This is a genomic window from Bacillus salipaludis (assembly GCF_030938565.1).
GTDB classification, from domain to species: Bacteria; Bacillota; Bacilli; order Bacillales; family Cytobacillaceae; genus Neobacillus; species Neobacillus salipaludis_A.
This window is the reverse complement of record NZ_JAVGVR010000001.1, coordinates 628,907-642,568: the sequence shown is the minus strand read 5'-3', so window position 1 is coordinate 642,568 and position 13,662 is coordinate 628,907. Positions and strand designations below refer to the sequence as shown.

Below are 13,662 nucleotides of genomic sequence, written 5' to 3'. Positions count from 1 at the left end.
AATTATCCTCTTTTCCAGCGTGTACCCTGAGGTGTATCTTCTAAAATAATATTCAACGCTTTTAGCTGATCCCGAATTTGATCTGCTAACTGAAAATTACGATCCTTGCGGGCTTGAATTCTTTTTTCAAGTAAGGCATCAATTTCTTCGTCCAACATTTCTTCTTTTTCAAGTGTTAAACCTAAAACGCGGAACAATTGCTCAAATTCGTTGATAAATTCATCGATTACAATCTTCGCTGTATTTTTTTCGAGCAAATAATAGTTCGCCAATTTTGAAAGCTCGAATAGAACTGAAATGGCATTAGCTGTGTTAAAATCATCATCCATTTCCTTTATAAATTGGCCGCGCATTTCTGCTATTTTTTCAAGCCACTCCTGATTATTATTGGTTAAGTCTGTACTTGCCTCTTTGCGATGCTTTAAATTTTGGTAGGAGGTGGTCAACCTTTCGAATGCGGCCTTCGTACTTTCTAATAATTCCTCGCTATAATTGATTGGATTGCGGTAATGAACAGACAGCATAAAGAATCGTAATACTTGTGGGTTATGCTTTTTAATAATGTCATGGACTAACACAAAATTGCCAAGTGATTTTGACATTTTTTCATTATCAATATTAATATAGCCATTATGCATCCAGTAATTTGCAAATGTTTTTCCAGAAAGTGCTTCTGATTGGGCAATTTCATTTTCATGATGCGGGAAGGTTAAATCCTGTCCGCCGGCATGAATGTCAATGGTCTCACCCAGATATTTTTTCGCCATTGCCGAGCACTCAATATGCCAGCCTGGTCTGCCTATTCCCCACGGACTTTCCCAGAAGATTTCTCCTTCCTTTGCAGCTTTCCATAGAGCAAAGTCAAGATCATCTTGTTTCTTTTCGCCAACCTCAATCCTTGCCCCTACCCGAAGCTCATCAATTGATTGATGTGATAGTTTACCGTATTCATCAAACTTTCTTGTACGGAAGTAGACATCTCCCTCTGACTCATAGGCATAACCTTTTTCAATCAATTGGCTGATAAAGTCGATAATAATATCCATATTTTCCATTACACGCGGATGGACATCGGCTTTTTGGCAGCCTAATGCAGATACATCCTCAAAATAGGCATGGATGAAGCGATTGGCAATTGTCGGAACATCTTCACCCAATTGATTGGCTGCTCGAATCAGCTTATCGTCAACATCGGTAAAGTTTGATACGTATTTCACCTCAAAGCCTCGGTATTCCAAATAACGGCGGACGGTATCAAATACAATGGCCGGACGCGCATTGCCTATATGAATATAATTATAAACCGTTGGACCGCAGACATACATTTTTACCTTACCTTCTTCTAATGGAACGAATGTTTCCTTTTTTCGTGTAAGTGTATTATATAACTGAATGGTCATTAAGCTTGCTCCCTTCATCTTCCAGTTCATCTAAATGGTGCTGTAACCGATTGATCTCGTTTTGCATTTCCGATAACCGATCCGCAATTGGATCTGGCAGATCGCAATGGTTGAAGTCCTTATTAATTCGTTTTCCGTTCTGAATGACAACTCTGCCTGGAACACCTACAACGGTAGAGTTTGGCGGCACCTCTTTTAAAACAACAGAGCCGGCACCAATTTTTGAATTTTCCCCAACCGTAATTGATCCAAGTACCTTAGCCCCTGTAGCAATCAAGGCGTTGTCCTTAATGGTTGGATGACGTTTTCCCTTTTCTTTCCCAGTTCCGCCAAGCGTTACCCCTTGGAAAACTGTTACGTTATCCCCTATTTCACAGGTTTCCCCAATGACGACACCCATGCCATGGTCAATAAAAAATCTTCTGCCTATTTTTGCCCCCGGGTGAATTTCAATTCCGGTAAAAAAACGGCTGACCTGCGAAATCACCCTCGCGATAAAATAAAATTTTCGCTTATAGAAGGCATGAGCAATTCGATGTGCCCAAATGGCGTGTAAACCGGAATATGTTAATACCACCTCAAAATAACTTCGTGCCGCTGGATCCTGTTCAAATATAACCTCAACGTCCTCTTTAAATGTTTTAAACATGATGGTTTCCCCCCTTTTTTGAAAACACAGCCCAAAATTCCCCATTAATATAAAAAAGCGTCCCTGTCTATACGACAGAGACGCTTAAGCGCGGTTCCACTCTGATTAGACCAAAACTCTATTTCGGTCTCACTCTACCTGTTAACGGATAGGTTCCGCCCATATCTACTCTGGAATCCTCCTTTTCGAAATGGGGCTCAGAGGTGCATTTCAAAAAATGAGCGGCCTGAACCACTTTCAGCCGGTGATGGTTCTCTCTTTAAAACATCATTTTTTTACTTATCCTCTTCTTCACTTTCATGCATATGGAATTTATTTAATTTTACTATATTATTTTTTTATTTCAATTGTTAACTGATAATTTTATTAATTCTTGCTTGAATTTTTTCTTTTCCTAAAAGCTCAATCGCCTGCGGCAAATCCGGCCCATGTGTTTGACCCGTTACGGCTGCACGAATCGGCATAAAAAGATTTTTCCCTTTTTGTCCTGTTGACTTTTGAACAGCTTTCATTGCAGCTTTAATTCCATTTGCTTCAAAGCTTGGAAGCTGGTCAAGTTCATGGGAAAATGCCTTCAACACTTCCGGAACCTGTTCACCGGAAAGAATCTCTTTTGCCTCTTCTTCATATTCTGCCTCATCCTTGAAAAATAACTCGGTAAGCTCGACGATTTCTGCGCCAAAGCTCATTTTTTCTTGGAAAAGAGCAACAAGACTTTTAGCCCAGTGCTGCTCGGCCTCCGTCATTTTTTCAGGCAAACGGCCTGCTTTGATTAAATGTGGAACCGCAAGTTGATAAACGCGGTCAAGCTCCACCTTTTTCATGTACTGATTGTTCATCCAAGCAAGTTTTTGCTTGTCAAATAATGCAGGTGATTTGGAAAGTCGTTCCGCATCAAACAATTCAATAAATTCCGCTTTCGAATAAATTTCTTCTTCCCCTGCAGGTGACCAACCGAGCAATGTAATAAAATTAAATAATGCCTCCGGCAGATAACCTAAATCCTCATATTGCTCAATAAATTGAATAATTGATTCATCGCGCTTACTTAATTTTCTTCGACTCTCATTGACGATTAAGGTCATATGTCCAAAAATTGGCGGTTCCCAGCCTAATGCTTCATAAACTACAAGCTGTTTCGGGGTATTTGAAATATGGTCATCCCCACGTAAAACATGGGAGATTTCCATTAAATGATCATCTACTGCAACAGCAAAATTATAGGTTGGAGTTCCGTCCTTCTTCACGATTACATAGTCGCCGATCCCTTCGGATTCGAAAGATACAACACCTTTTACCATATCATCAAATGTATAGGTTGTTTCTTGGGGAACCGCAATCCGGATGCTTGGCTGACGGCCTTCGCCCTCAAGCTGGCTGCGCTGTTCCGCTGTTAAATGGCGGCACTTTCCTGAATATTGAGGATTTTCCCCTCTAGCGATCTGTCCTTCACGTTCAGCCTCTAACTCTTCTTCGGTGCAGTAGCATTTATAAGCTTTACCGTTTTCTAATAATTGCTTGTAATAGACTTCATAAATATCATTCCGTTCCGATTGACGGTATGGACCATATTCACCGCCGATATCAACACTTTCGTCCCAATCCATTCCAAGCCATTTTAAATATTTTAATTGGCTTTCTTCTCCACCGGCAATGTTCCGCTTTTTATCAGTATCCTCAATCCGGATGATAAATTTCCCGCCCTTATTGCGTGCAAACAAATAATTAAATAACGCAGTACGAGCATTCCCAATATGTAAATGTCCAGTTGGACTTGGAGCATACCTTACACGAACTTCATTTGACATGATATATAGTGCCTCCTAAGAAAAGCAAAAGCGCCTTGCCCAGGGGCTTGTGACCTCAAGCCCCTAGGCGCTGCAGCTAGACATCTTTTCGGAATTGTTTTCACCTGATATTTTACCACTGTAAAGTATAAAGATTAAGCATTTATTTTCTTTAATAACACAACAGCCTGGGCTGCAATTCCCTCTTCTCTTCCGGTAAAGCCGAGTTTTTCTGTAGTGGTAGCTTTTACATTGACCTGGTCCGGTGCTGCTTCAAGTAATTCAGCAATCCGGCCTTTCATCTGCTCAATATAAGGAGCCATTTTTGGCTTTTGCGCAATGATAGTGCAATCGGCATTTACGAGCTCATAGCCTTTTTCTTTCACGAGCTTCCATACGTGCTCCATCAACTTAGCAGAATCAGCATCCTTAAAATTTGGATCGGTATCCGGAAAGTGCCTGCCGATGTCCCCTTCTCCAATTGCGCCAAGACAGGCATCCGAAACGGTATGTAATAATACATCGGCATCAGAATGGCCCAACAGCCCTTTTTCGTAAGGGATTTTTATACCACCGATAATGAGCGGGCGTCCTTCCGTTAATTGGTGAACATCAAAGCCTTGTCCAATTCGAAACATCTTTAAAAACTCCCTTTTCTTTTTTTCAATATTGCTTCGGCAAAAAATAAATCCTCCGGTGTTGTTAGCTTAATATTATCATAATCTCCTTCCACCACTGTAACGGGGTGGGGGATTCGCTCCACTAAGCTTGCATCATCCGTCCCTAAAAAGTTTTCACTTTCTGCATTTTCATAGGCTTCAAGCAAAATGGACATGCGAAAAGCTTGTGGGGTTTGTACTGCCCACAAGCTAGATCGTTCGACTGTTCCCAGCACCGTTCGATTGCGCACTGTTTTCATCGTGTCTTTTGCCGGTACGCCAATAATCGCCGCACCAGTTTCTTCCGCTGCCTTTATCAGACGGTGAATATATTCTTTTCTAATAAAGGGGCGGGCGGCATCATGAACAAGAATCATTTCGCCATCCTTCACTGTTTTCAATGCATGATGGATACTGTGCTGACGTTCTTTTCCACCCGGTACCAGGCCTTTTACTTTCTCAATCTGATATTGTTTAAGCAAGACATTAAATTCAGCTTCATCCTGGGGATGTATCGCTAATATTATGCCATCACATTTTTCGTCCTCTTCGAACACCCTTAATGTATGGATCAATATAGGAATAGCGCTTAACTCAAGCAACAGCTTATTTTTCCCTGCACCCATTCTTTTTCCCTGACCTGCTGCCGGGAGAATGACCTGGTAGCCCATCTTATAACCCCAATTCTATCTAACATACTCTGCCGTTTTTAGTGTCAATTCCAACGCCTGGCAAAAGCACTTTCGCTTTTCTTGTTACAAAGCCTTTTCTAATAATTTTGGTTTCGCAAAAATCATCCTTCCCGCAGATGTTTGCAGTACACTAGTAACAAGAACCTCAATTCTTTTTCCGATATACTCTCGTCCTTCTTCGACCACAATCATAGTCCCGTCATCAAGGTAAGCAACTCCCTGATGGTATTCTTTTCCGTCCTTAATAACCTGCACCGTTAATTCTTCACCCGGAAGAACAACCGGTTTAACCGCATTCGCCAAATCATTGATATTTAACACCGTTACGTTCTGTAATTCACAAACCTTGTTTAAATTAAAATCATTGGTCACAAGAATGCCATTGGTCAACTTGGCAAGCTTGACCAATTTGCTGTCTACCTCTTGAATTTCTTCAAAGTCTCCCTCGTAAATCTCAACCTTTATCGCAAGCTCTTTTTGAATACGATTGAGAATATCCAAACCTCTCCGACCGCGATTTCGTTTTAAAACATCGGATGAATCAGCAATATGCTGGAGCTCTTCCAGCACAAATTGGGGGATGACAATGGTTCCTTCCAAAAATCCTGTCTGGCAAATATCAGCAACCCGTCCATCAATAATGACGCTAGTATCGAGAATTTTTAATTGCTGGAATGCTGCCTTTTCGGGTTCTTCCTCTCCTGACTTTTTCTTTCCAATTCGGTTTGTAAAGAGATTTAATAACTCATCCCTTTTCTTAAACCCAACTTGAAAACCGAGATAACCAAATAGTAAGGTCAGTAGAATGGGAGCGACTGCATTCAAAATTGGCACCTTTACCGCATTTAGGGCAAAGCCAATTAAAAAGGCCACCAATAATCCAAAAATTAACCCAATACTGCCGAAAAGTACATCCGTTACCGGGATTTTAATTAAAGAATCCTCAGTCCATTTAATAAATTCATGTACATAATCAACTGCCCAAAAGGTAATAAGATAAAAAATAATTGCACCTATAATAGCAGTGACATATGAGTTACTGACAATCGGAATGTCATTCATGTTGATTAATTTAAGTAATTCAGGGATTAATAAGATTCCAAGCGTACCTCCGGTAATGAGGAAGCAAGCTTGAACAATTCGTTTTAACATTCCTTCACCTCCTCTATTTCATTATAAACATTTTCATCAATTTGAAACCTTCGTTTCATGATTATTTTTCCAAATTGTAACCATTTTGAAATGTATTCCTTTTAAAGTTGTCTCTCTGTATACAGACGTTCTTTTAACAATCTCAGACCCTCTTTAATCTTCTTAGCACGTACTTCTCCAATTCCCTCCACATCATCGAGCTCCTCTACCGTTGCAAAAATAATTTTAGGGAGCGTACCAAAACGTGTTACGAGATTTTCAACAATTACCGCAGGCAGCCGCGGAATTTTATTTAGAATCCGGTATCCCCTTGGGTTCTTATTTTCATCGAGATGTACATATCCTTGATAGCCCATCATTTTTAATAATACCATATCTTCCATGGTTTCATGATTCGCCATGACTTGCAACCGGCCCAGGACCTCCTGCGCTTTCGTCTCCCGGTCAAACGCATAATCCTTAAGGATTAACATCATTTCCTCTTCCAGTTCTGTTAAAATTTCATTGATTTGCAGTCGGATCAGCCTTCCTTCTGTTCCGAGTTCATTTAAATAAGTTAGTAATTCATTTTTTATTTTTAACACCATCTCAAACCGATGAAGAACTAGTAAAAAGTCTGTATAGGTAACAGATTCCTCAAACTCTAAAATGCTTAAGTTTGTAATACTTTCTTCTAAGACAGCCTTATATTTTTCAAGCGTTTGTACTGCTTGATTGGCCTTCGTTAAAATCACACCGATATCCCTAAGTGCATAGCGTAAATTCCCTTGATAAAGAGTAATGACATTTCTTCTTTGGGAAATTGCAATCACAAGCGCTTTTGTTTGTTTGGCCACCCGTTCAGCAGTCCGGTGGCGCATCCCTGTTTCTGAGGAGGGCACCGTGGAGTCCGGAGCAAGATGGGCATTCGCAAAGAGAATTTTCGTGCCCAATTCATTAAGAATAATCGCGCCATCCATCTTTGCAAGTTCATATAAAAAGCTTGGTGAAAATGGACAGTTCACTTGAAAGCCGCCATCCACAAGACTTTTCACCTTATCATTATAACCAACTACAATCAGTCCCCCGGTGTTAGCCCGAAGCACATTATCGATTCCTTCACGAAGGGGTGTTCCTGGTGCAATGAATGGTAATACTTCACTTACAGATTGCTCACCAAGCCTTTTTACTTCCATCTACTACCCTCCCAACGCTGCTTTAAGGGCTTCACTTACAGATGAAACCCCAATTAATTGAATATCTTTTGGTCCAGTCCATCCACTTAAATTATTAGCGGGTAAAATCACACGTTCAAATCCAAGCTTTGCTGCCTCTTGAACACGCTGCTCAATTCTAGATACCCTTCTGACCTCACCGGTTAACCCTACTTCCCCAATAATACAGTCCGTTGGTCTTGTCGGCTGATCACGAAAGCTTGAGGCAATGCTGACCGCAATCGCTAAGTCAATCGCCGGTTCATCCAGCTTCACTCCGCCAGCTACCTTTAGATAGGCATCTTGATTGGCGAGCAGCATACCGACACGCTTTTCCAATACAGCCATTAAAAGCGGAACCCGGTTATGGTCGATTCCTGTGGCCATTCTTCTCGGATTCCCGAAGCTTGTAGGAGAAATAAGTGCTTGGATTTCCACTAATACTGGCCGTGTCCCCTCCATCGAAGCGACAACCGTTGAACCTGCCGCCCCCCTTGAACGCTCTTCTAGAAAAATTTCCGAAGGGTTCGCCACTTCCTCAAGGCCAGCCTCTTTCATTTCAAAAATTCCCATTTCATTCGTGGAGCCAAAGCGGTTTTTCACGGCACGTAAAATCCGGTACGTATGATGCCGTTCCCCTTCGAAATATAAAACAGTGTCAACCATATGCTCTAATAATCTTGGACCGGCAATCGAACCTTCTTTCGTTACATGCCCAACAATAAAAATCGCAATTCCCTTCGTCTTTCCAATTCTCATTAACTCGGCCGTACATTCACGAACCTGTGAAACGCTGCCCGGGGCTGAAGTAACCTCGGGATGGTAAATGGTTTGAATCGAATCAATAATGACAAAGGCCGGATTCGCAGCTTCGATCGTGCGGTTAATTTCCTCTAGGCTTGTTTCCGAATACACAAATAAATTTTCAGAAGATACCCCTAAGCGCTCGGCACGAAGCTTGGTCTGCCTTAGCGATTCTTCACCGGATATGTATAAAACTTTATTCCCATTATGGGCGAGCTGTGATGATACCTGCAAAAGAAGTGTGGATTTACCAATACCTGGATCACCGCCAATCAGGACCAATGATCCCCTGACAATTCCACCACCCAGTACTCGGTTAAGCTCACTCAAATTGGTTAAAATCCTTGGTTCACTGCCTGTTTCAATGGACGTGATCGGCATAGCCTTTGAAAGAATCTCCGCACCGCCCTGGGCATGTGCAAAGGCTCCTCTTCGATTTCCACCCGTTACCTCTACCTCTTCGACCATCTTATTCCACTGACCGCATCCCGGACATTTCCCCATCCATTTGGGAGATTCATATCCACATTCCTGACACATGAACTTAGTTTTTCGCTTTACCATTACTTCTACCTCTTTTGCCTTTAAGTAATCTACACACCTATTGTACAACAAATAATCAATTGGATAAATATGTAAAAATAAAGAGGCACACGATCAACGATATTCACGTGTACCTCTACTTGTGTTTTTCCGATTGTACCTTTTATAAATCTATTTTGCTAGACTAGTTTTTTCCGCCGTCCTTACGGTAAATTCACCATTATCAACATCAATGATCACATTCTGGCCTGTTAGCACTGTACCTTTTAGCAACTCTTCAGATAGGCGATCTTCAATATGCTTCTGAATGGCGCGGCGCAGTGGTCTTGCCCCATATTCCGGATCATATCCTTCCAGGCAGATCTTATCCTTCGCTGCCTCCGTTAACTCAAGCTCAATATTTTGTTCTTTCAAGCGTTTTGTTAACTGATCAGACAATAATGTAACAATTTCCTGCAAATGCTTTCTCTCCAATGCATGGAAGACAATGATTTCATCAATCCGGTTCAAGAACTCTGGACGGAAGGCCTTCTTCAATTCTTCCATCACTTTCCCTTTCATGTCTTTGTAATCCTGCTCACCATCCTGGATATTAAAGCCGACATATTTATTGCGTTTCAATGCCTCGGCACCCACGTTTGATGTCATGATCAAGACGGTATTACGGAAATCAACCGTTCTTCCTTTTGAGTCAGTTAAGCGCCCATCTTCAAGAACCTGCAAGAGAATATTGAAAACATCAGGATGTGCCTTTTCAATTTCATCCAGCAAAATAACCGAATAAGGTTTTCTTCTTACTTTTTCCGTTAATTGTCCGCCTTCCTCATAGCCGACATATCCCGGAGGGGAACCGACAAGACGGGAAGTGGAGTGTTTCTCCATGTATTCAGACATATCAATCCGAATCATTGCCTCTTCATCACCAAACATTGCTTCCGCAAGTGCTCTTGCCAACTCTGTTTTCCCGACACCTGTAGGTCCAAGGAAAACAAAGGAACCGATTGGGCGTTTTGGATCCTTTAATCCTGCCCGTGCACGACGGACTGCTTTCGAAACCGCCTTAACAGCTTCTTCCTGGCCAATTACGCGAGAATGTAAAATTTCTTCTAAATTAAGAAGCTTTTCTGTTTCTGTTTGAGCCAGTCTTGAGACCGGAACTCCCGTCCAACTGGAAACAACATTCGCGATATCTTCAACTGTAACTTCATTATTTTCTTTTCCTTGTTTTTCTTTCCATGTCTTTTTCGTTTCTTCGAGCTGTTCACGCAGGCGCTGCTCCGTATCCCTTAAAGATGCTGCTTTTTCAAATTCCTGGCTTTGTACTGAAGCATCTTTTTCCTTTCGGACATCCTCAAGCTTTACTTCTAGTTCTTTTAAGTTTGGAGGAGTCGTATAGGAACGTAAGCGTACTTTCGAACCTGCTTCATCAATCAAGTCAATCGCCTTATCCGGCAGGAAGCGATCAGAAATATAACGGTCCGATAATTTTACAGCTGCTTCAATTGCTTCATCTGTAATTGATACACGGTGATGTGCCTCGTAGCGATCGCGCAATCCTTGTAAAATTTGAATCGATTCTTCAGCTGTCGGTTCATCGACACGAATCGGTTGGAAACGTCGCTCTAACGCTGCATCCTTTTCAATGTATTTACGGTACTCATCCAGAGTCGTTGCACCGATACACTGAAGCTCGCCGCGTGCAAGGGAAGGTTTTAAAATATTGGAGGCGTCAATAGCACCTTCCGCACCACCGGCTCCAATTAATGTGTGTAGTTCATCAATAAATAGAATGATATTACCTGCTTGGCGGATTTCATCCATTACCTTTTTCAAACGGTCCTCAAACTCACCGCGATACTTTGTACCGGCAACAACCGTTCCCATATCTAACGTCATGACCCGTTTATCCCGGAGAATCTCAGGAACTTCATTATTAACAATTTGCTGGGCAAGCCCTTCCGCTATTGCAGTTTTACCAACACCAGGTTCCCCGATTAAAACTGGGTTGTTTTTTGTCCGGCGGCTTAATACCTCAATAACACGCTGGATTTCTTTACTTCGGCCAATCACTGGGTCAAGGCTTCCTTCCCTTGCGATTGCCGTTAAATCTCTAGCAAGACTGTCCAGTGTTGGGGTATTGGCGCTGGCAGAAGCACTCCCCTGATGACCGCCTGACTCATTGCTGCCCAGTAATTGCAACACTTGCTGGCGTGCTTTATTTAGGCTAACACCTAGATTATTAAGAACCCGTGCCGCAACTCCTTCACCTTCACGAATGAGACCAAGGAGAATATGTTCCGTTCCAACGTATGAATGGCCCAGCTTTCTCGCCTCATCCATTGATAATTCAATTACTTTTTTCGCTCTTGGTGTATAGTGAATGGTTTGCGGAACTTCCTGTCCTTTGCCAATTAAGTTTTCAACTTCTTTTTGAATTTTATCAGAGCCTAAACCAAGTCCATAAAGTGCTTTTGCTGCAATCCCTTCCCCTTCACGAACCAGTCCTAATAAAATATGCTCTGTTCCAATATTATTATGGCCAAGACGGATTGCTTCCTCTTGGGCTAACGCTAATACCTTTTGAGCTCTTTCTGTAAAACGTCCGAACATCATATTCTCTTCCTCCTCACCTTTTATCGGTTTCCATTTTTATTCGTTCTCGAATTAAAGCCGCACGCCTTATATCCCTTTCATGCGGCCTTAGTGGCCCGCCTGCATATTGCTGCAAGAATCCCGGCTGGGTTGAAATCATTAATTCCGTTAACATATTCTTGGGCATATTCGTGATATATCCCATATCAATTCCAAGCTGAACGTCGGATAAACATTTCGCAGCTTCCTTCGATTCGATAATCCGGCTATTGGATAATACACCGAACGATCTGAATACCCTGTCTTCTAATTGTATGTTTGAAGTTTTGCGTAATGCTTCACGAGCCGACCTTTCTTGTGAAATTAGCTGACTAACAACCCCCTTTAAATCACGGCAGATATCTTCTTCTGATTTCCCAAGAGTAATTTGATTGGATATTTGAAAAATATTTCCTAATGCTTCACTGCCCTCTCCATAAATCCCTCTAACTACAAGACCTAATTGGTTAATCGCCGGGATAATCCGATTCATTTGCTGCGTTAGGATTAGTCCAGGCAAATGCATCATGACGGAAGCACGGAGACCGGTTCCCACATTTGTGGGACAGCTTGTTAAATAACCATGTTTTTCATCAAATGCATATTGAATCCGGCTTTCAAGCCAGTCATCAATTTCATTCGCTGCTTCAAGTGCTTCTTTTAGCTGCAAACCGGGGAACAGGCACTGAATACGGATATGATCCTCTTCATTAACCATAATACTAACTTCTTCATTTTCGGTTAAAAGAACAGCTCCATAGGGTGAATCTTCTGCAAGAAGAGGACTGATTAAATGTTTTTCAACTAAAACTAATTTTTGAAGAGGCTGTAGGTCATTGATCTTTAATAATTCCATTTGCCCAAACTTTGTGATATCCGCCGTATTTAAAACTTCCTCTAGATTGGCAATAATCTCTTTTGCCTCTTCATGCGAAAATAATGTCGGAAATTTATATTTCTCAAAGTTTCGAGCTAAACGGATTCGCGAACTAAGTACTATATCTGAATCAGGCCCTACCTGCCTCATCCATGAACTAAGGGCTTGGTTAATAAATCGTTCAAGCGGCATTTTATTCCCCTCCCCCTGACTGCCCGTTAACTGTTTTTCAAGTGTACGAATCTCATCACGTACTTCTGCTGCTTTTTCAAACTCTTCATGGGTAATCAAATCTCTTAATTCATTTTTTAATTCGTCGATTTGCTTTCGAAGATGAATGCCACCACCGATTCTTTTGGGAATCTTTCCACTATGGGACCAGTTTCCGCTGTGAAGACGTTTTAAAACAGGCTTTAGCTGGTCCTTAAAAGTTTCATAACAATGCGCACATCCGAAGCGTCCAATTTTTAAGAATTGTGGAAACGTCATTGAGCAATGGCTGCATTGAAGAATTTCCTCCTGATGAAATGGGCTCTTTTCCTGTTTTTGATAGGAAGGATCAATATTCAAAAGTCCAGCTAATAAATTATTAAAGGCAAAACTTGAGCCTCCATTTAACATAAACATATTCCCTTTTTCCTGTGCACATTTCTCACAAAGATGAACCTCTGTTTTTTCACCATTAATAATTTTTGTGAAGTGGAGTGCTGCAGGCCTTTGATTACATTCCTGGCAAATCATCCTCATCACCCCTCCAGCTAGTATCATTATTTATATTTTAAGGTAGTTAACATTGCCTTTAACATTCTTGCCCGCAATTCGTCACGGTACGGAAGTTCAATATATAAAACGGAACGATCAATTACACTTAACATGATTTTTGCTTCTCGATTTGTAATAATTTCTTCATGTACAAGTCTTAGAATAACATCTTCAGCACTTGCCTGGCTGATTCGTTCCTCTACAAGTGAGATCAAATGATGGATTAGATCGGCAAATTCGTGGGATTGTACTTTCGTAATTCTTATATACCCTCCACCGCCGCGTTTACTCTCAACAATATATCCTCTTTCTATTGTAAACCGGGTATTAATTACGTAATTTATTTGTGATGGTACACATTGAAATTTATCTGCAATTTCACTTCGTTTAATTTCAACGAGGTCTTGTTCGCTTTTTTCTAACACTGCTTTTAAATAATTTTCAATAATGTCGGAGATGTTTCTCATCTTCCCAACTGGCTGCAGCTTATTTGATTTTTTTCAATATTTTGCC

Annotated in this window: 11 protein-coding genes, 1 pseudogene and 1 other annotated feature; all 12 genes and pseudogenes read right to left on the bottom strand. The window is 41.3% G+C overall.

The window, feature by feature from the left end; all coding sequences use genetic code 11:
* Window positions 1-2: 2 nt before the first annotated feature.
* The gene (cysS, locus tag RCG21_RS03115) at window positions 3-1,400 is read right to left on the bottom strand and encodes a cysteine--tRNA ligase (RefSeq protein WP_133339248.1); all 1,398 of its coding nucleotides are present in this window, start codon (window positions 1,398-1,400) and stop codon (window positions 3-5) included.
* Complete coding sequence (gene cysE, locus RCG21_RS03110; RefSeq protein WP_197031409.1) at window positions 1,381-2,052, bottom strand: serine O-acetyltransferase; 672 nt, start codon at window positions 2,050-2,052, stop codon at window positions 1,381-1,383. Before cysE ends, cysS begins: the two co-directional genes overlap by 20 nt.
* 70 nt (window positions 2,053-2,122) lie before the next feature.
* Window positions 2,123-2,350, bottom strand: a binding site (T-box leader).
* A gap of 49 nt (window positions 2,351-2,399) precedes the next feature.
* A complete protein-coding gene (gene gltX, locus RCG21_RS03105) occupies window positions 2,400-3,857 on the bottom strand; it encodes a glutamate--tRNA ligase (protein ID WP_133339250.1) in 1,458 nt (485 codons plus the stop codon).
* Between the two features lie 134 nt (window positions 3,858-3,991).
* Complete coding sequence (ispF, locus tag RCG21_RS03100) at window positions 3,992-4,474, bottom strand: 2-C-methyl-D-erythritol 2,4-cyclodiphosphate synthase (protein ID WP_133339252.1); 483 nt, start codon at window positions 4,472-4,474, stop codon at window positions 3,992-3,994.
* A gap of 2 nt (window positions 4,475-4,476) precedes the next feature.
* Window positions 4,477-5,166 carry a 2-C-methyl-D-erythritol 4-phosphate cytidylyltransferase gene (gene ispD, locus RCG21_RS03095; RefSeq protein ID WP_133339254.1) on the bottom strand — a complete coding sequence of 230 codons (690 nt, stop codon included), beginning with the start codon at window positions 5,164-5,166 and terminating at the stop codon, window positions 4,477-4,479.
* 84 nt (window positions 5,167-5,250) lie between these two features.
* Window positions 5,251-6,339 carry a PIN/TRAM domain-containing protein gene (locus tag RCG21_RS03090; RefSeq protein WP_133339256.1) on the bottom strand — a complete coding sequence of 363 codons (1,089 nt, stop codon included), beginning with the start codon at window positions 6,337-6,339 and terminating at the stop codon, window positions 5,251-5,253.
* A gap of 101 nt (window positions 6,340-6,440) precedes the next feature.
* Window positions 6,441-7,514: a DNA integrity scanning diadenylate cyclase DisA gene (gene disA / locus RCG21_RS03085; protein WP_133339258.1), complete on the bottom strand. Its 1,074-nt coding sequence runs from the start codon at window positions 7,512-7,514 to the stop codon at window positions 6,441-6,443.
* A gap of 3 nt (window positions 7,515-7,517) precedes the next feature.
* Window positions 7,518-8,900 carry a DNA repair protein RadA gene (radA, locus tag RCG21_RS03080; RefSeq protein ID WP_133339260.1) on the bottom strand — a complete coding sequence of 461 codons (1,383 nt, stop codon included), beginning with the start codon at window positions 8,898-8,900 and terminating at the stop codon, window positions 7,518-7,520.
* A gap of 150 nt (window positions 8,901-9,050) precedes the next feature.
* A complete protein-coding gene (clpC, locus tag RCG21_RS03075) occupies window positions 9,051-11,492 on the bottom strand; it encodes an ATP-dependent protease ATP-binding subunit ClpC (protein ID WP_133339262.1) in 2,442 nt (813 codons plus the stop codon).
* A 13-nt stretch (window positions 11,493-11,505) separates the two neighbouring features.
* Entirely contained in the window at window positions 11,506-12,579 is a 1,074-nt protein-coding gene (gene mcsB, locus RCG21_RS03070) for a protein-arginine kinase McsB (protein WP_308914242.1), read from the bottom strand.
* Window positions 12,580-12,600: 21 nt separating this feature from the next.
* Window positions 12,601-13,128, bottom strand: a pseudogene (gene mcsA / locus RCG21_RS33745) (protein-arginine kinase activator protein McsA); the annotation flags it as partial.
* A 26-nt stretch (window positions 13,129-13,154) separates the two neighbouring features.
* Window positions 13,155-13,616 (bottom strand): CtsR family transcriptional regulator, encoded by a 462-nt coding sequence (locus RCG21_RS03060; protein ID WP_026574058.1) that lies wholly within the window; start codon window positions 13,614-13,616, stop codon window positions 13,155-13,157.
* Window positions 13,617-13,662 lie beyond the last annotated feature (46 nt).